The organism is Micromonospora tulbaghiae (assembly GCF_900091605.1).
Classification (GTDB): Bacteria; Actinomycetota; Actinomycetes; order Mycobacteriales; family Micromonosporaceae; genus Micromonospora; species Micromonospora tulbaghiae.
Genome location: NZ_FMCQ01000013.1, coordinates 59,924 through 76,206 on the forward strand (window position 1 = coordinate 59,924; position 16,283 = coordinate 76,206).

Annotated in this window: 15 protein-coding genes; 5 read left to right on the forward strand and 10 right to left on the reverse strand. The window is 70.9% G+C overall.

What is annotated here, in order from left to right; translation table 11 throughout:
• Nucleotides 1–82 precede the first annotated feature (82 nt).
• Nucleotides 83–652, reverse strand: a complete 570-nt coding sequence (locus tag GA0070562_RS28590; RefSeq protein ID WP_091427781.1) for a TetR/AcrR family transcriptional regulator — start codon at nucleotides 650–652, stop codon at nucleotides 83–85.
• A 94-nt stretch (nucleotides 653–746) separates the two neighbouring features.
• On the opposite strand from GA0070562_RS28590, the gene GA0070562_RS28595 reads away from it, so the two are divergent.
• Complete coding sequence (locus tag GA0070562_RS28595; RefSeq protein ID WP_091427783.1) at nucleotides 747–1,676, forward strand: NmrA family NAD(P)-binding protein; 930 nt, start codon at nucleotides 747–749, stop codon at nucleotides 1,674–1,676.
• 117 nt (nucleotides 1,677–1,793) lie between these two features.
• Here GA0070562_RS28595 and GA0070562_RS28600 read toward each other — a convergent pair whose 3' ends face one another.
• The 3 genes from GA0070562_RS28600 to GA0070562_RS31105 form a co-directional block, all read right to left on the reverse strand.
• Nucleotides 1,794–3,533: a PQQ-dependent sugar dehydrogenase gene (locus tag GA0070562_RS28600; protein WP_091427786.1), complete on the reverse strand. Its 1,740-nt coding sequence runs from the start codon at nucleotides 3,531–3,533 to the stop codon at nucleotides 1,794–1,796.
• A gap of 27 nt (nucleotides 3,534–3,560) precedes the next feature.
• On the reverse strand, nucleotides 3,561–4,415 hold the full coding sequence (locus GA0070562_RS28605) for an SMP-30/gluconolactonase/LRE family protein (RefSeq protein WP_254663887.1): 855 nt from the start codon (nucleotides 4,413–4,415) through the stop codon (nucleotides 3,561–3,563).
• 448 nt (nucleotides 4,416–4,863) lie between these two features.
• Entirely contained in the window at nucleotides 4,864–4,956 is a 93-nt protein-coding gene (locus tag GA0070562_RS31105) for a hypothetical protein (protein WP_175438909.1), read from the reverse strand.
• Between the two features lie 44 nt (nucleotides 4,957–5,000).
• On the opposite strand from GA0070562_RS31105, the gene GA0070562_RS28610 reads away from it, so the two are divergent.
• The gene (locus GA0070562_RS28610) at nucleotides 5,001–5,240 is read left to right on the forward strand and encodes a cellulose binding domain-containing protein (RefSeq protein ID WP_254663888.1); all 240 of its coding nucleotides are present in this window, start codon (nucleotides 5,001–5,003) and stop codon (nucleotides 5,238–5,240) included.
• A gap of 74 nt (nucleotides 5,241–5,314) precedes the next feature.
• Here GA0070562_RS28610 and GA0070562_RS28615 read toward each other — a convergent pair whose 3' ends face one another.
• Together GA0070562_RS28615 and GA0070562_RS28620 are read right to left on the reverse strand one after the other, a co-directional pair.
• On the reverse strand, nucleotides 5,315–5,749 hold the full coding sequence (locus GA0070562_RS28615) for a hypothetical protein (protein ID WP_091427793.1): 435 nt from the start codon (nucleotides 5,747–5,749) through the stop codon (nucleotides 5,315–5,317).
• 198 nt (nucleotides 5,750–5,947) lie between these two features.
• The gene (locus GA0070562_RS28620; RefSeq protein WP_091427796.1) at nucleotides 5,948–7,036 is read right to left on the reverse strand and encodes an epoxide hydrolase family protein; all 1,089 of its coding nucleotides are present in this window, start codon (nucleotides 7,034–7,036) and stop codon (nucleotides 5,948–5,950) included.
• A gap of 261 nt (nucleotides 7,037–7,297) precedes the next feature.
• Here GA0070562_RS28620 and ygiD point away from each other — a divergent pair, with 261 nt between their 5' ends.
• Nucleotides 7,298–8,143 (forward strand): 4,5-DOPA-extradiol-dioxygenase, encoded by an 846-nt coding sequence (gene ygiD, locus GA0070562_RS28625; protein ID WP_091427799.1) that lies wholly within the window; start codon nucleotides 7,298–7,300, stop codon nucleotides 8,141–8,143.
• 56 nt (nucleotides 8,144–8,199) lie between these two features.
• Here ygiD and GA0070562_RS28630 read toward each other — a convergent pair whose 3' ends face one another.
• The gene (locus tag GA0070562_RS28630) at nucleotides 8,200–8,775 is read right to left on the reverse strand and encodes a hypothetical protein (protein WP_254663889.1); all 576 of its coding nucleotides are present in this window, start codon (nucleotides 8,773–8,775) and stop codon (nucleotides 8,200–8,202) included.
• Nucleotides 8,776–8,920: 145 nt separating this feature from the next.
• Here GA0070562_RS28630 and GA0070562_RS28635 point away from each other — a divergent pair, with 145 nt between their 5' ends.
• Nucleotides 8,921–9,688 carry an arsenate reductase/protein-tyrosine-phosphatase family protein gene (locus GA0070562_RS28635; RefSeq protein ID WP_372443391.1) on the forward strand — a complete coding sequence of 256 codons (768 nt, stop codon included), beginning with the start codon at nucleotides 8,921–8,923 and terminating at the stop codon, nucleotides 9,686–9,688.
• 13 nt (nucleotides 9,689–9,701) lie between these two features.
• On the forward strand, nucleotides 9,702–10,091 hold the full coding sequence (locus GA0070562_RS28640; RefSeq protein WP_091427804.1) for a VOC family protein: 390 nt from the start codon (nucleotides 9,702–9,704) through the stop codon (nucleotides 10,089–10,091).
• A 7-nt stretch (nucleotides 10,092–10,098) separates the two neighbouring features.
• On the opposite strand, the gene GA0070562_RS28645 is transcribed toward GA0070562_RS28640, so the two are convergent.
• From GA0070562_RS28645 to GA0070562_RS28655, 3 genes are read right to left on the reverse strand one after another with little or no spacing between them, the layout of a single operon-like run.
• A complete protein-coding gene (locus GA0070562_RS28645) occupies nucleotides 10,099–12,903 on the reverse strand; it encodes a hypothetical protein (RefSeq protein WP_139135511.1) in 2,805 nt (934 codons plus the stop codon).
• A gap of 32 nt (nucleotides 12,904–12,935) precedes the next feature.
• Nucleotides 12,936–14,507 carry a hypothetical protein gene (locus tag GA0070562_RS28650; RefSeq protein ID WP_091427808.1) on the reverse strand — a complete coding sequence of 524 codons (1,572 nt, stop codon included), beginning with the start codon at nucleotides 14,505–14,507 and terminating at the stop codon, nucleotides 12,936–12,938.
• Nucleotides 14,504–16,174 carry a hypothetical protein gene (locus GA0070562_RS28655; RefSeq protein WP_139135512.1) on the reverse strand — a complete coding sequence of 557 codons (1,671 nt, stop codon included), beginning with the start codon at nucleotides 16,172–16,174 and terminating at the stop codon, nucleotides 14,504–14,506. The genes GA0070562_RS28650 and GA0070562_RS28655 overlap by 4 nt, the downstream gene beginning before the upstream one ends.
• Between the last annotated feature and the right edge of the window lie 109 nt (nucleotides 16,175–16,283).

A 16,283-nucleotide genomic window follows, 5' to 3' on the forward strand; every position in this document is an offset into this window, starting at 1 on the left:
AGCCGTAGCTCGGACCGCTACCTGGTCCGACGAAGCCCGCCTGAGCTACGGCTTGCGATCAGGCCCTGGCCCGGGGGTGTGGTCAGGCCCTGGTTTCGGAAGTGGGTGCCTGCGGTGTCACCGTGAATCCCGTCATGGCCAGCGAGAGCAGGCGGGTCGCGGTGGTGCCGGGGTCGGGGTCGTTCTCGGTTGCCAGGGCGATCCCGGTGACCAGCGTCGACAGGTCGGCGAAGGTGATGTCGGGCGCCAGCACTCCGGCCTCGGCGGCCCGGCGTACCAGTGGCTCACCCGCCTCGGCCAGTTGGTCGGACGCGCAGTAGACGCTTTCGGTGCGGCCGCGGTTCAGCGCCTCGGCCAGGCCCCGGATCGTCGCGGCGGCCCGCGTGATCTCGATCAGGAACTCGACGAGCGCGGCCCGGGGATCCGGTTCGCCCACTAGTTCGCCGGCGCGGGCGCAGAGGGCGTCGATGCGCTCCCGGAAGACGGCTTCGAGCAGGGCGTGCCGGGTCGGGAAATGGCGGCGGACCGTGCCGGAGCCCACCCCGGCGGTCCGGGCGATCTGTTCCAGCGACGCGTCGGCCCCGTGCTCGGCCACCGCCTCTGCTGCCACCGCGAGCAGAAGTTCGTAGTTGCGGCGGGCGTCTGCTCGCATGTCTCACCTCGGCGTTGCTAAGCGGCGGGGTCCGCCGTATCTTAGCAAGCGTAAACGGCGGACCCCGCCGCTTCCTGGGTCGAGGAGTGTGTCCATGTCAGATCGAGCACCAGTCCTGGTCACCGGCGCCACCGGCCGGCAGGGCGGGGCAACCGCCCGCGCCCTGCTCGCCGCCGGCGTACCGGTGCGCGCCCTGGTCCGTAACCCTGCCGCCGCCAAGGCCGCCGCGGTCGCCGCCCTCGGCGCCGAGCTGGTCACCGGCGATCTCCGCGACCCCGCATCGCTGGTCCCGGCGGCCCGGGGCGCCCGCGCCGTCTTCTCCGTGCAGATGCCGGAGCTGCGCGGCGACACCTGGGACTTCGAGAGCGAACTCGCCCAGGGCGTCAACCTGATCGAGGCCGCATTGGCCGCGGAGGTCCCGCAGTTCGTGCACACCTCGGTGTCCGGCGCCGGGCAGCACGAGCACGCCCCCGGCTGGACCGACGGACGCTGGGCCGCGATGGAGCGCGTCTTCCTGCCCAAGGCCGGCATGCAGGAACGCGTCCGGACCGCCGGCTTCGACCGGTGGACGCTGATCAAGCCGGGCTTCTTCATGGAGAACTTCCTGCCCGAGCTGGCCTACCTGCTGCCGCGGGGCATCGCGGGCGGGCTCGCGACGGTCCTCCGGCCGCAGACCCACCTGTCGCTGATCGCCGTCGACGACATCGGCCGAGCGGCCGCAGCGGCCATCGCCGACCCCGACCGCTTCCACCGCGTCGAACTCGAACTGGCCGGCGACCACCTGCCGATGACGGAAATCGCGAAAATCATCGGTGAGTCGCTCGGCATCGACGGCACCGCTCCCGACATGACCGAGGCGGAAGCGCTCGCCGCCGGCATGCCGCCGTGGGCCACCACCTCCCACGAGTTCCTGAACGTCGCCGGGCAGCCGGCCCGGCCGGAGTTCGCGCACGCCCTCGGCATCCCCCTGACTCCGTTCGCCGAGTGGGCCGACCGCCACCTGCGCCCCCTCCGCCAGGGCTGACGCCAAGGCGCTACCGCTGCGCCGGTCCGCTGCAGTGCCAGCCCGGATCGCTCGGAGGGTGCCCGCGCGACGCGAGCACCCTCCGAGGGCTGACGGTGCCGGGTTCCCGGCTCGCTCTCAGCTCGTGGGGCCGGACGCCGCCCCACCGAGGGTCACCTTGAGGATCTTCTCGTTGCTGTTGTTCGGGGTGCTGTCCTTGTCCCCGCCGGTGCTCGTGGTCAGCCACAGGTTGCCGTCGAGGGTCGGTTCGACGGTGCGCAGCCGGAAGTACGTCCCGACGAAGTACTGCTGGACGTTGGTGAGCGTGTTGCCGCTGATCTCCGCACGGTACATCCGGTTGCCACGCAGGCAGGCGATGTAGAGCACGTCCCGGACGATCGCGATGCCGCTGCACGAGGCCTCGGCCACCGGGTACGTACGGATCGGGGCCCTGAAGTTCGGGTTGGCGCAGTCGCCGGAGGTGCCCTCGCAGGCGGGCCAGCCGTAGTTGCCGCCCTTGACGATGATGTTGGTCTCGTCCATGACGTTGTTGCCGAACTCCTGCTCGAAGAGCCGGCCCTGAGAGTCGAAGGCGAGTCCCTGCGGGTTGCGGTGGCCGTAGCTCCACACGTAGTTGCCGAAGGGGTTGTCCGCCGGGACGGTGCCGTCGGGGTTGAGCCGCAGCACCTTGCCGCCCAGGTTGCCGGTGTCCTGGGCCACGTCCGGGTTCTGTCCGTCGCCGGCGGCGGCGTAGAGCTTGCCGTCGGGACCGAAACGAAGCCGGCCGCCGTTGTGGTACTTGTTGCGCGGGATTCCCGTGACAAGCACCTGCTCGGTATTGGTTTGCAGCGTGCCGTCGTAGCGGATGCGCACGATCCGGTTGTCGGTCGTGGTGGTGTGGTAGATGTACAGCCAGCGGTCGGTGGTGAAGTTGGCCGAGACGGCCAGCCCGAGCACGCCGCCCTCGCCGTTGGTGCCGGCCACGTTCGGCACGGTGCCGATGCTGCGCTTGTCGGTGCCGTCCGGGTTCATGGCGACGATGTCGAACAGGTCGCGCCGGCCGTAGAGGACCGTGCCGTCGGGCAGTTGCACCAGGCCCCAGGGCAGGTCCTTCTCGGTGGTGATCGCCGTCGCGCCGCAGACCGGGCTCGTGCAGCCCGAGCCGGTGTGCGCGGTGACCGCGGTGCTCGCGCCCGAGACATTGCCCTGGGCGTCCCGGGCGGTCACGGTGTACCGGTAGTCGGTGTCGGGCGTCAGCCCGGTGTCGGTGAACGTGGTCGCCGGCGGGTTGCCGACGGTGCCGGTGGTGGAGCCGACCGCCGTACCGTTGCGCAGGATGGTGTAGCCGGTGACCGCGACGTTGTCGGTGGAGGCCGACCATGTGAGGGTCACGGCCGTGCCGTCGACCGTCGCGGCCAGGTTGGTCGGCGTGCTGGGCGGAGTCGTGTCCTGCTGGCAGAACGGCGGGGTGACCGAGAGCGTGGAGCTGGCTTGCGAGACGTTGCCGGCGGCGTCGCGGGCGTTGACGTACCAGCCCCAGGTGACACCCTGCACGACGCTGAGCGTGGCGGTCAGCGTCCGTCCCGAGACCGAGGTGACGAGCTGGCCGTCGTGGTAGATGTCGTAGAAGGCGACGCCGACGTTGTCCCGGGAGGCGTACCAGGCGAGCGTGACGGACTGGCAGGTCAGCCGAGTGCGGCGCAGGCCGGTCGGCCGGGTGGGCGGGCTGGTGTCGGCGGCGAGCCGGGCCGCCTGCCGGCTCCCGGTCGTCGGTGCGGCCGCCGCGGCGTTGGCGGGTACGCCGGTCACGATGGTGCCGGCGCAGATCAGCAAGGCGAGCGGGACGCGGTGTCGGAACTGTTGAGGATTGATCCGCACGGGTGCTTTCCTTCCCGGGTTTCTTGGTCAGTACGGGTAGCCGGGGACGTTGAGCCGCACGCTGTACAGGCCCGAGTCGTTCGTCCGGCCGGAGGTGATGTAGAGGGTCTGCCGGTCGGGTCCGCCGAACGCCACGTTGGTGGTGCCGGTGCCGCCGGAGCGGATCGTGCCGAGCTGCGCGCCGGCGGGCGAGTAGACGTGGATCAGCCCGTCCGAGCCGGAGGCCCAGTACACGTTGCCGGCGCAGTCGATGGTGACCCCGTCGGGACCGCCGATGTAGTTCACGAAGACGCTGCGGGCGCCGGTGCTGCCGTCGGGCTGGACGGCGTACTTGTAGATCTTGTTCTCGGAGTAGGCGCCCACGTAGAGCGTGCTGCCGTCCGGGGAGAGCGCGATGCCGTTGGGTTGCCGCAGCCGGTCGTCCACCAGTGACACCTGGCCGCCGGAGACGCGGAAGACACTGGTACGTCCGCTCATCTGGTCGGGTCGGTTGCCGCGCTGGAAGTTGGGGTCGGTGAAGTAGACGACGCCGTCGGACCGGACCGTGACGTCGTTGGGTGAGTTGAACGCCCGGCCCTGGTAGTCGGCGGCGACGGTGCCGCGGGCCTGGTCGCTCAGCCGGTATGCGGAGACGTTCCGCAGGTCGTGGGTGGCGGCGATGATCTGCTGGGCGTCGGGGCTGAGCGCCAGGCCGTTGCTGCCGGCGTCGGCGACGAAGGTGTCGAAGGTCGCCGGCGGGGTGAACCGGCGGATCGTGGAGGGCTGCACGTTGTTCGGCCCGGCGCCCGCGGCCATGTCGGACATCAGCAGGTAGCCGCCGTCGGCGATCCAGACCGGTCCTTCGAGGAACGAGAACCCGCTCCGGATCTTCGTCGCGGACACGGAGCCGGCAGGCAGGGGCGGGCCGTACCCGGCGCCCTCCGGACAGACCCCGGGTGGAGCGCCGGGTGGGCCGCTGAACGGGTAGGTGTGAACGTTCACATCAGAGGCGTCCCGAGGTGCCGGGGATGCGGGTGCGGCACCGGCAGGGCCTGGTGCGGTGGTGAGTGCGAGGCACAGGCCGGTGAGTGCGGCGATGGTTGGACGCCAGGTCATCGGGTACTCCAATCGGAGTCGGTGAATGCGGGGTCCGTGGTTGGCCGGGCCGGCCCCGGCCGCCGCCGACACCTACTATTGATCAGTATCGATGTATATGTGACGCAGCTTAGGCCAGGAAGCGGCGCCCCGCATCAGTTGTCCACGATCACCTTCGGCGCATGCCCTGACGGCGCTCGATGACCTGGCCGGGTCGGTGGGGTCCGGCCCCCACCGGCCCTGGTACGCGAGCCGCTCAGCCCGCCGTGCCGGTCGCTGAGCTTCCAGACCTGGTCACCCGGTACGTCACGGTGGTGCCGCTCCAGAAGTGGAAGGACGCCGCCGGCACCGTGAAGGTGGGCGGCGGGCAACGTGCCCGCGGCCTCGCCCGGCGTGACCGTGCGGACCGTGCCGGCCGCCCCGACCGGCGGTTGCTCGGCCGGCTACGCGGCGAGCACCTGGCCGGGCGGCTTCACCGCGACCGTGACGGTCAAGAACACCGGCACCACCGCGATCGACGGCTCGAAGCTGGCGTTCGACTTCCCGGCCTCCGGCCAGAAGGTCGGTCAGGGCTGGTCGGTCAGGGCTGGTCGGCCACCTGGAAGCAGACCGGCACGGCGGTTCGCCGGGTGATGTGCAACAGATCCAGCAAGCGGGGGCGACAGGATGTTCGTCGTGGCAGCACTTGTCGGTCGGGCCCCGAGCCCTCAGCTGGGCTCATTCTGTAGCTGCCCGTGGAGCTGACCGGCGGTGTTGACCACTGCGACGAAGCCAAACACCTCGATTCGGTCGACGTCGAAACTTCCCGTGACGATCGGCGGTGGCGCGTAGGCGTAGATCTGACTGGCGTCCAGGCGGAGCCCGCGCCGCTGGTATGCGCCCATGGCGAGGGGGGCCAGAAGACAGCGCTCTTGGCCGCCCTCGGTGTCCAGCTCGGCAGCCAGGTCGGCACGGGAGTTCCACCCCCGTACGAGCTGCCCTTCGAAGGTGTCGAGGAACCACCACGCGCCGTCGGCGGACTCAAGGAACACATCGCCGAACAGCGAGGTGAACCGCGCAGCCTTCCCGTCGAGATCCAGCCAGGCCCATGACTCCAGCGCCGCAGCGTATTCCCGCTCACTGAACTGCTTGGTGAGTTCCACCGCGCCATTGGATCATGTACCTGCTCAGGTTGCTCCCAGCGGTGGCAACAGCCGGCGCATCTGGCCGGGTGGCGCAGCAACCGCTTCTAGATCAAGGCGTTGCGCCCGGCGCGGGCCGGGACGCTGGGTGCATACCCGATCAAGCGACGATCAATAGTCGTCACGTCAACAACACCGAGATCGCCGAACGCCCCTGGATCACCGCAGCGCGCTGAAGAAGGCGCGCAGGTCGGCGGCGAGCAGGTCGGGCTCTTCCTGGGCGAGGAAGTGGCCGCCGACGGTGGGCTCGCGCCAGTGGGTGAGGTTGGCGTAGGTGCGTTCGGCGAACGACCGGGGCAGGCCGGCGTCCTCCACGCTGACCGTGATGCCGGCGGGCACGGCGACCATCGGCAGATGCGGGGCCAGGTGGTCGTCACGGTAGGGCCGGAAGGACGTGCCGATGCAGTTGGTGACCCAGTACAGCATCACGGTGGTCAGCAGCTCGTCAAAGTCGAACCGGCGGGAGATGTCGCCGCCGCAGTCGCTCCAGCGCTGGTACTTCTCGACGATCCATGCGGCCAGTCCGGACGGCGAGTCGCTCAGCGCGGCCGCGAGGGTGTCGGGCCGGGTTTCCTGGAGGATCCCGTAGCCCCAGTCGTCTTGGGCCTTCGCGTCGAGCATGGCGATGAACGCCTCCTCGGCCGGGCTGAGGTCGTCCCTGCGGTCCGCCGGCGGGAACTTGATGTGCTGCGAGAAGACCCCGATGACCCGATCTGCGTGGCGGGCGCCGAGCCACGTCGTCACGCCGGACCCGATATCGCCGCCGTAGGCGCCGAAGCGGTCGTAGCCCAGACGGGTCATCAGCTCAGCCCAGACGTCCGCGACGGCCGCCTCGGTCGTCGGGCCCTCGGCGAGTGGTCCCGAGAAGGCGAAGCCGGGCAGGCTCGGTATGACGAGGTCGAAGTCTGCGAGCCGGGACACCAGGGGCAGCATCTCCGTGTACGTGCCGGGCCAGCCATGGGTCAGGATCAGCGCCGTGGCGTCGGGCGATGCCGAGCGGACATGAACGAAGTGGACCGGCGTGCCCCGGACCGTGGTGACGAACTGGGGGTACCGATTGAGGGCACGCTCGACCGCACGCCAGTCGAATTCATCCAGCCAGTACCGCACCAGATCTGCCAGGTACCCAGGGTCGGTGCCGGCGGCCCACGGCTCTCCTGGGGCGGCCGGCGCGAGCCTTGTCCGCGAAAGCCGAGCCCGCAGGTCGTCCAGGACGGCTTCGGGTACATCGATGCGGAAGGGCGTCATCCGATCATGATCCCATCGCCAGGAGTCACTCGGCAGCCGCCCGAACGGGCAGGCTGCCGGCGCGGTGTGGCCGCACTCGATCGGCAGCCCCGATCCGGGAAACTCGATCTCCGATCCCCGGAGGAGCGTGATTCCGGCCGGAACCGCTGCGAGGTGGCACTATCGTGACCTTCAGGTCCGGTATGCCGCGCCGTGCGAACCGGTCCTTCAGGGAGGGAAGTCCACGTGCCTTCAGACGTACATCCGGGCTCGGAGGTCTTGATGCCCGCGGCGTTCCTGGGCCACGGCAACCCCATGAACGCCCTTGAGGTCAACCGGTACACCTCCGCGTGGAGAGCCTTCGGCGCCGCGGTGCCGCGTCCCCGCGCGATCCTGGTGGTCAGCGCCCACTGGTACATCAACGCCACGGCCGTCACCGCGATGCCCCGGCCGAGGACCATTCACGACTTCTACGGGTTTCCCCAGGAACTGTTCGAGGTGCAGTACCCGGCGCCGGGGCTGCCCGAACTGGCTGAGGAGGTCAGTGACGTCGTCCATCCGACCTGGGTCGGGGCGGACGTCGACAGCTGGGGCATCGACCACGGCACCTGGTCGGTGCTGTTGCACGCCTTTCCGGACGCGACGATTCCCGTCGTCCAGCTCAGCATCAACGCCGACAAGCCGTTGGACTACCACCTTCAACTCGGCGCCCGGCTCGCTCCACTGCGCCGGCGCGGTGTGCTGATCGTGGCGAGCGGCAATGTCGTGCACAACCTGCGCGGCATGGACTGGGCGCTGGCCGACGACGGCTTCGACTGGGCGCAACGCTTCGACAAGGACGCCAAGGCCCGGATGCTGACCGACCCGGGCGAGTACGCGACCCTCGACGCTCACGGGGACTTCCGCCGTGCGGTACCGACACCGGATCACTTCATCCCCGCGTTGTACCTCGCCGGTCTGGCCGCCGCCATGGACACCCCCGACACCGAGGTCCTCGTCGACGGCTACGCCTACGGCTCGTTGTCCATGACGGCCTACACCCTGGGCATGTCCTGTCCACCGGCTGCCGGCCGGGGCGGATCCCCGCAGCCACCGCCCGGGCTGCCGCCGGACGGCTCCAACATCTGAGCAAGTGTCAGCCGCAGGTCCCGAGGGCCGAGCAGTCGGGTGCCGGCCCTCGCCTCTCACACGTAGTCGCGCCAGAAGGCTACGGTCACCTGCGGTTCCCGGAACTCCTGGTCGATGTAGTGGGCGAGGTCGTGGCCGTACACGATGGTGTCGGTGAGCCGGTGGACGGACAGCACGGGATGACCGGCGGAGCCGCGGCCGGCCGGCAGGTAGCGGTGGGCGTACACGGGAATCATCCGGGGAACCTGTGCGAGGAGTCGTTCCGCCTTGGCCGTACGCCGAACGAGGTCGTGCGGGCGTCTGCCCCATCCCGGTGGCCATTCGCCGTCCTGGATGTCGTCGAGCGCGGTTGCGAGTGGCCAGCCGACCTGCTCTTGCAGGGTGGGGTTGTCCAACCGGCGCCAGTTCGGCCAGCCCCAACTTGCCTTGTCCGGGTGGTCGTCCTGGCCATGCGAGACCGGTAGCCCGACGGCGAGAAAGGCGCGGTGGTCGTCGGCGAACTCGAAGCCGAACCGTCGCTCGATGGTGACGAACTCGGCGTCGGTCAGCCCTGGCTGGATGTCCACCACGTCCAGCTCGACCAACCGGCGAGCCGCCTCGATGCCCAGTGCGACACCGGCACTATTCGTCACCGGAGAAGGTTAGCGACCTGGGCGCGTGCGCGCTGTTGCCCCCGCACGGGGCCCGCTGCTGCGCCTGCTTCTGTCGACGTCTCGTCGTGCCTGGTCGACTCGCGGAACGTACTCCATCAATTCAATTTGATGTATTATGCGGATCGTGGCGTCGAGTCGACTCGTCCCGGCATTCCTGCGATTGGCGGCCCATCCGCTGAGATGGCGACTGCTGTCCGAACTCGTCGTCAGCGACTACCGGGTCCGGGAGCTGGTGGCGCGGACGGGCGAGCCGCAGAGCCTCGTCTCCTACCACCTGCGGCTGCTGCGCGACGGTGGACTGGTCACCGCCACGCGCAGCCGCTTCGACGGCCGCGACACCTACTACCACCTGGACCTGGACCGCTGCGCGGTCGCGTTGGCCGACGCCGGCGCCGCGCTGCACCCGGAGCTGCGTCGCGAACCGGCGCCCTCGCCGCCCTCGGCCGGCCTGCGGCGATCGCCCCGCGTCCGCGTGCTGTTCGTGTGTACGGGCAACAGCGCTCGCTCGCCGGTCGCCGAGGCGCTGCTGCGGCATCGCGCCGGTGGCCGAGCCGAGGCGATCAGCGCCGGCAGCCGTCCCAAGGACCGCCTTCACCCCGACGCCGTCCGGGTCCTGCACGACGAGTTCGGCATCGACGTCGCCGGGCAGCGCCCTCGACACCTCGACACCGTCGCCGGCCGCCGCTTCGACCTCGTGATCAGCCTGTGTGACAAGGCCCGCGAGGCCCTTCCGGACTTCTCGGAGCGTCCCCGGCGCGCGCACTGGAGCATTCCCGACCCCGCAGCCGGCGACACCGACCGGGCCGGCTACCTCGCCTTCCAGCACGTCGCAGCCGACATCGACACCCGCGTCCGGCGCCTGCTGCCGGTCCTCGACGCCATCCGTCCATGAAAGAGGTCCCGCCGTGACAGCCTCCGACCAGTACGCCAGCGTCCGTTACCTCGTCGACGACGTCCAGGCCGCCGTCGACTTCTACACCGCCCATCTCGGCTTCACGCTGAACACCAGCGCCGCGCCCGCCTTCGCCGACGTGGTCCGCGGTCCGCTGCGACTGCTGCTGTCCGGGCCGGCCAGCTCCGGCGCCCGAGCCACCCCCGCCGACGCCGCCACCGCCGGCCGCAACCGGATTCACCTGACCGTCGACGACCTCGACGCCGAGATCGACCGACTGCGCACCGTCGGCCTGCCGTTCCGCAGCGCCCCGGTGAGCGGCCCCGGTGGGCGCCAGATCCTGCTCGCCGACCCCGCCGGCAACCTCATCGAGCTGTTCCAACCCACCCGCCGGCCGTCGTGAGGCGGCCTCACGCGTACGCGACGGGCTCCGGCCCACCAGCCGGCGGGTTGAGGTCGGGGCCGGTCTGCAACTGAACGAGCGAGGTGGGTGTGACGACCTCCCACGGATCACCGACGGCCACCTCCTCACCCGGCCGGTCGAGGGCGTCGGCGATCAGCTCCTCGATCGGCGGGTACGGATTGCCGCCGTCCCGCCACGGGCGTGGCGACAGGGTGGGCACCTGGGAGGAGGCGAGATACCCGCCGACGGCGTACTCGTAGCCGGGGCGTACCGGCACGATGACCCGGGCCGCGCCGGCCTGCAGGAACGCCTGGTGCAACGCGTCGCTGCTGGTGCGGCTGCGTACGGTGACCCAGCGGTCCCGGCCGGCCCACTGGTAGGGGTAGCAAAGGTAGGTCAGGTTCTCCCACTCGAAGACCTCCTCGAAGAACTGGATGTGGTCGGCTTCGGCGGTGATCTGCATCCGGTCGATGCGGGGAGCCTCGTCGTCGGGAGTGTCCAGGGCCCCGTACAGGTCGAACTCCTGCCCGGTGAGCACGGTCTGGCAGGCCCGCTTGAGTTCCAGCATCTCCAGCTGCCGGAGGCTGGCCGCCGACCCGCTCGCCTGGTAGGCGGTGCGTGCCTGCCGGCGTGCCTGGTCGTTGTCGTAGGCGGAGCGCTGGGCCAGGTATCCGGCTCGGATCGTCTCCCAGGCCCGCAGCCGCCACGCCTCGAACGCGCCGTCGGTCCGGGTGCACCGGACCCGCACCACGACGGTGAGCCCGCCCCGCTGGTCGGTGCTGATGCCGATCGGGACCGGACCGGGGACCGGCGAGTCGAAGTCGATCTTCGCATTGCCGACGCTCTCGTTGAGGGTCACCCGGTGCTCCCCGACCGCGACCTGCGCGGCCTGCGGCGGGTTGCCGACGTCGGTGGGGTATTCGCCCTCGGACAGGCCCCAGGTGGTCCAGACGTACGCCCTGCTCGCCTCGTATCCGGCCGGTACCGCGACCTCGCCGGTGTAGGAGGCGTACCCCCATTCGGGCTGGGACTTGTCGGTGGAGTTCTTGGGATAGTCGAACGGCCGGGCGGCCGGGTCGACGAAGGTGGCGGTGGCGAAGACCTCCGGGTCCGGGGGCGGCTCGACGCCGAAGATGTCCCAGCGGGCGGCCTTGGCGGCCCAGTTGTCGTCGTCCAGGTCGTCGACGTCGAGGAACCAGGCAGGCGGCTTGGGGACGGCGCCCGCGCTGGTGTCCTCGGACGTCCGGGTGTTCAGCCAGACCAGCGTGGCGGCGGGCTCGGGGACGATGAACTCCAGCATGAGCCGCTCGCCGTAGTTGTAGACCTGCGCCTGGTCGACCTTGTCCAGCCAGCGGTAGACACCACTGATGTTCGCGGCGCCGGCGGCGTTGTCGAAGGAGTGGGTGTTGGTCTCGGTGACTCGCACGGTGCTCGTGGTGGTGCGGCGTTGACCGGTCTCGGTACGCAGGAGCTGCGTGGCGCTCTCGGTGAGTGTCTTGGCGTACGACACGGCGGAACTGCTGCTCGTCTCGGTCGAGGTGGACTGGTCGGCGTTGACCTCGATACCGGCCCGGACCGGCCCGAGCCCGCCGGACACGCTGACGCCCAGTGAGGTGGAGTTCTGCTGCGACGCCGCCGTCGCCAGCGCCCGGTCCAGGCTGTTCTGCTCGGTGGACGCGAGTTCCTCGGTGGACGCGTCGATCGTCTTGCTGATCGTGGTCACGGTCTCGCTGGTGCGGGTGTCGGCCACGTGGGACCGGCCGCGCGTCTCGCTGGCCAGCACGTTCTCGATGTACGAGATCTCGCCGGGCTGGTAGCGCAGCAGCGCGGTACGGATGATCATGAGATCGCCCCGGCCGGCGATGCGGGTGTACGCGTCCAGCACCGGCACCTTCGGTTGCCCCGGATAGGGCAGCGGCTCGGCCGGGCCGGGATGCGACGGGATCGGTTCGGCGTCGCCCGGGTCCAGTTTCGCGGTCGCCCGGCGCCGGGCGTCGTCCTGCTCGGCGGAGAACACCCGGGCGAGGCGGCTCAGCGTGGTGGTGTCCGGAACACCCAGGTCGGACGCGGCCTGCGTGGTGGCCGCGATGGCCGGACCGAGATCGGGAAAGCCGCTGTTCCGCAGGTCCCGTACGGTGGCGTCGGTCAGGCCGACGGCGCCGGCCCGGGCGCGTAGCCGCCGCAGGGTCTGACCGAGGTCGGCGAACCGGTCGGCCCGATCGGCGTCCGGGTCGGCCCGCGGGGGCGCCGGCGGGTCCGGCAGCAGCACGTCGCGCCCGCCGAGCAGGGCCCGGACCAGACACGTCGCGTCGGCGTCGGAGCGGGCGAGGCGCAGCAGCGTCATCCCGCGCAGCACGCGGACCAGCACGACGGCTGCCGGTGACCGGGGGATCCGCAGGAACCGGCCCAGCACCAGCACGTCCACCACCCAGCCGGTCAGCTCCGCCGCGGCCGTGGTGAGCTGCCCGGCGTCCAGGTCGTGCTCGGTGGCCCACGCGGCGATGCCGTCGCGCAGCTCACCGACGGTCAGCCGGGCATCGACGGCGACCCGGAGCAACAGCCACAGCGTCTGCCTGCCGAGCTCGTCGAGGCGGTCGTCCCTCGCCGCCAGCCGTTTGGCCAGCAGTCGCCGCGCCCGGTCGTCGTCCCCCTCGGTGACGACCTCCCGGACCGGATCCGACCAGGCGTCCCGGAAGTCGACGACCGCGTCGATCGCTTTCGGGCCGGTGGTGCAGGTGTCCGGGGCGGCGTCGCCCTCCCGGCGCAACTGGACGAACCGCAGGCCCACGTGGGTGGTGACAGGGGTTGTCATGGTTCCCCTCCGGTCTCCCGACTCGCTTGTGGTCAGATCTTCGGCAGGTGCAGGGCCGCGGGCATGCCGTACGCGGCGAGGTGTGTGTTGAGCCGGTCCACGAGCTGGTTCCACTCGGCCTGCATTGCGGCGCGCTGGCCGGCCGTCGTCCGCAGGGCCTTCTGCCACTCGTCCTCGTGCAGTGCGCCGACCAGTTCCGCGAGGGTGAACTGGTCGAACGCCACGATCGGTTCGTCGGCGCGTGGCGTGTCGGTGAGCGGGAACGCGCGCAGCGTCCCGCCGCCCGTCAGTGGGGAGTCGGCCGCACGGGCGGCGTCGTCGTACGCCGCCACGTCGCGGAGGGTGGGTACGGCCCGGTTGCCGTACCTGTCGACGCGCGTGACGCCGTCGAACATCCGACCGGCGTGCAGGTCGACCCGGGCGTGCTCCCAGGGCGAGAGGAGCTGGAGGTTGGCCGGTTCGGCGGCGCCGGTGAGCATCGACAACCGGCTGGCCCACACGGTCTCGTCCAGGTGGTTGCTCAGCCGATGCGCCCAGTCGTTCATGCGCTTGGTGAACCGCTGGACCAGGCCGTGCTCCCATTCGCGGGAGCGGGTCCGTACGTTCCAGGCGCCCGGCAGGCGGAGGGCCATCTCGAACAGCTCGTCCCGGGACCTCCGGTAGTACGGATCCCGGGCGTACCGTGTCTCGAGGTCCGTGGGGTCTCCGGTCCTGCCGGCGGTGTCGCTGCCGTGGTGGCTCCACAGCCGGTGCAGCGTGGCGTCGTCGGCCTCGATGAAGGCCTCGTCCCCCAGCCGGGCCGCCAGCTCCCACCGCGCCTGCTCGGCGGTCCGGTCGTTGACCTTCTCCCGCACGAGCTTGAAGTGGTACACCGGCGAGGCGCCGGTCGTGATCATGTGGGCGATCTGCGGTTCGGACAGCAGCAGGTCGGGGTCGTAGTCCCAGGCGTGCAGCACGTCCTCGCTCTTCAGCCCCAACGTCCGGAACAGGGTGACACCGCGGGCGTCCAGCGGGATGTCGCGCCCCCACGCCCGGGAGGCCATCACCATCCCGATGGTGCGGTTGCCGCGGGCGGTGACGAGCTTTCCGTAGGGCGGATAGTGCAGGTCCGGCCCGGTCGGCGCGTTCATCGGCAGGACGTTGAGCTCCTCGGGCAACGCGACGTGGTGCCCGATCTGGTAGCGGTACCTGCTGTAGGCGATGCCGCCGTCGTACGGTGTCGGGCTGAACCGGAAGTCGTGGAACGCCTGGACGAGCGCCTGCCGGTACAGGTCGGGGTTGGTGGTGCGCAGCATGGTCGCGGCGGCGGGGCCGAGCAGCGAGTCGACGATGCCGTGGAACAGCGAGTCGGCGGCGCCGCCGGCGAGGAACTCGCCGGTCGTCAGCCGTGGGTTGTCCCGCCGGGCCGCCTGGTAGAGATTCTGCAGGTACGCGGATTCCAGCGCGACACCGGAACGGTCGACGAGTTGCGCCGGATCGCGCAGGAACGCGGTCGGGACCGGCGTCACCGCCTTGGTCGCCGCCGTCTTCGCGGCCTGCGCGGTCAGCTTCTGCTGGGCCATCAGCAACCCCTGCTGCTGCACCAGCCCCACCGGCCGGGTCACGGCGACACCCGCGGCAGTTCGTCGATCAGGGTGGCGGCCAGGTCGGCGTCCACCGGGGCGGCTGCCGCTGCCGCCCGTGCCAGCCGGGGGAGTGGCACGTCACCACGGGTCAGCACCCGCCGGCCGGCGGCCAGCAGCGAGCCACCGACCCGTTCCGCCACGGGCGGCACCAGTACGCCACCCAGCGTCAACGCGGCCGTCAGGCCGCTCATCGGCTCCCCGTCGAGATCCCTGCCGGTCAACACGTACGCGGCGACCGAACCGAGATCACGTAGGTCGTACATGGCTTGGACGGTGGGAACGGGGACGAACTGGCCCACCGTCGCCACCACGTGGACGATCTCCTCCAGAGTGGCCGGCCGGTCCGGCAGATCCCGCACCGGCACCACTTCGTCGGTGATCTCCAGGGGTACGTCGTCGAAGTGTGTGGCCACCCGCTCCCGGTAGCGGACAATGCCCTTGATGGTGCTCACCCCGGCGGCGCCGACCGAGTCGTCGAGGAACACCCGCACCCCGGCGGTACGGATCACGGTCAGCTGCCACACCGGTCCGTCGGGTGTCGTGGTGGCCGGGCCGGCGACCGGCTCGCCGTCGGAGTCCAGCAGATCCAGCCGGTAGGCGAAGCGGTCCTCGGCGCCGGCCGGGTCGACCCGGATGTGGATCGGCAGCGGCACGCTGTCGGGCACCCCGCCCAGCCAGTCGATGTAGGTGTCGTACACGTCCCTTGCCAGCGTGAACGCGACGTCGTCGAGGACCGAGGCGGCGGCGACGAACCAGTCGGGCTGCCAGGACCAGGGCTGACCGCGAGGCGGGCGGCCCTGCTCGGGGCGGATCAGCACCAGGTCGAGTCCGTCGGCCCGGACCTGCTGGACGGCCGTCGGCAGCAGCTCGCCGCCGATCCCCTCGACCGCCGCGTCCAGCGCGACGGTCCCGGCCACCAGGTCGGGCTCGGTGAGCGGGGCCGCCCGCAGCGGACCGCCGAGCGGTGGCAGCGTGTCGGGGTGCCGGTGGCGCTGGATCTCGAAGGCCAGGCTCTGGTCGCAGCGGGTGGGTCCGTCCCCGGGCAGGTACGCGGCTCGCAGCGCCCGCAGCCCGTCCGCGCCGAGCAGTGGCCGCGCCGAGAACGACACGCCCGGCGCCATGGCCAGCAGCAGCCGCATCGCGCTCCAGTGCACCAGCGGGGTGGCCTTCGGGTCCGCCTCCTCGATCTCGAAGGCGCGCGCGGGCGTGAACGCGTACCCCATCGGCAGCGGCGCGTACGCGATCGACTCTCCGCCGACCACGACGCTCCGCTCGGCACCGGCGATCCGGTGCTCGACCCTCAGGTCGAAGACCAGTGGCTGGGCGGCGTCGACGTCGGTCACCACGACGGCGGACGCCTCCGGCCGCCGGTCCGCGTGCGCCGCGGTGGCGGCCTCGTAGCACCAGCCGGGCAGATAGCTGACGGTCAGCGAATCAGCACCGTCGAAGCGGACGTGCAGGACGTTGCTCATCGCGTCGAGGCACACGAACACCGGATCTGCCGGTACACCGCCGTAGAGCTCCAGCCAGCGGCCCTCGCCCTCGACCGCGGTGTCGAGGGTCAGCCAGACGTCCTCCAGCACGGCTCGCAGCGGCCTGGCCGCCTCGTCGGCAGCCTCCAGAAGGGTCGGTAAACCCGGGGCCATGGTTGGCAGCGTATACACGGCGTGTCACGCCGCAGTCACCTGTCGGTCACTCGCGCACCGGATAGCGGACACCGAGGAATCCGGCCCACAGTCGCACCTGCGCCGGCGT

Bases quoted from the DNA above. Each gene is read 5' to 3' on its own strand.
- GA0070562_RS28590 (WP_091427781.1), bottom strand. From the start codon at position 652: ATGCGAGCAGACGCCCGCCGCAACTACGAACTTCTGCTCGCGGTGGCA.
- GA0070562_RS28595 (WP_091427783.1), top strand. From the start codon at position 747: ATGTCAGATCGAGCACCAGTCCTGGTCACCGGCGCCACCGGCCGGCAG.
- GA0070562_RS28620 (WP_091427796.1), bottom strand. From the start codon at position 7,036: ATGACGCCCTTCCGCATCGATGTACCCGAAGCCGTCCTGGACGACCTG.
- ygiD (WP_091427799.1), top strand. From the start codon at position 7,298: ATGCCCGCGGCGTTCCTGGGCCACGGCAACCCCATGAACGCCCTTGAG.
- GA0070562_RS28645 (WP_139135511.1), bottom strand. From the start codon at position 12,903: ATGACAACCCCTGTCACCACCCACGTGGGCCTGCGGTTCGTCCAGTTG.
- GA0070562_RS28655 (WP_139135512.1), bottom strand. From the start codon at position 16,174: ATGGCCCCGGGTTTACCGACCCTTCTGGAGGCTGCCGACGAGGCGGCC.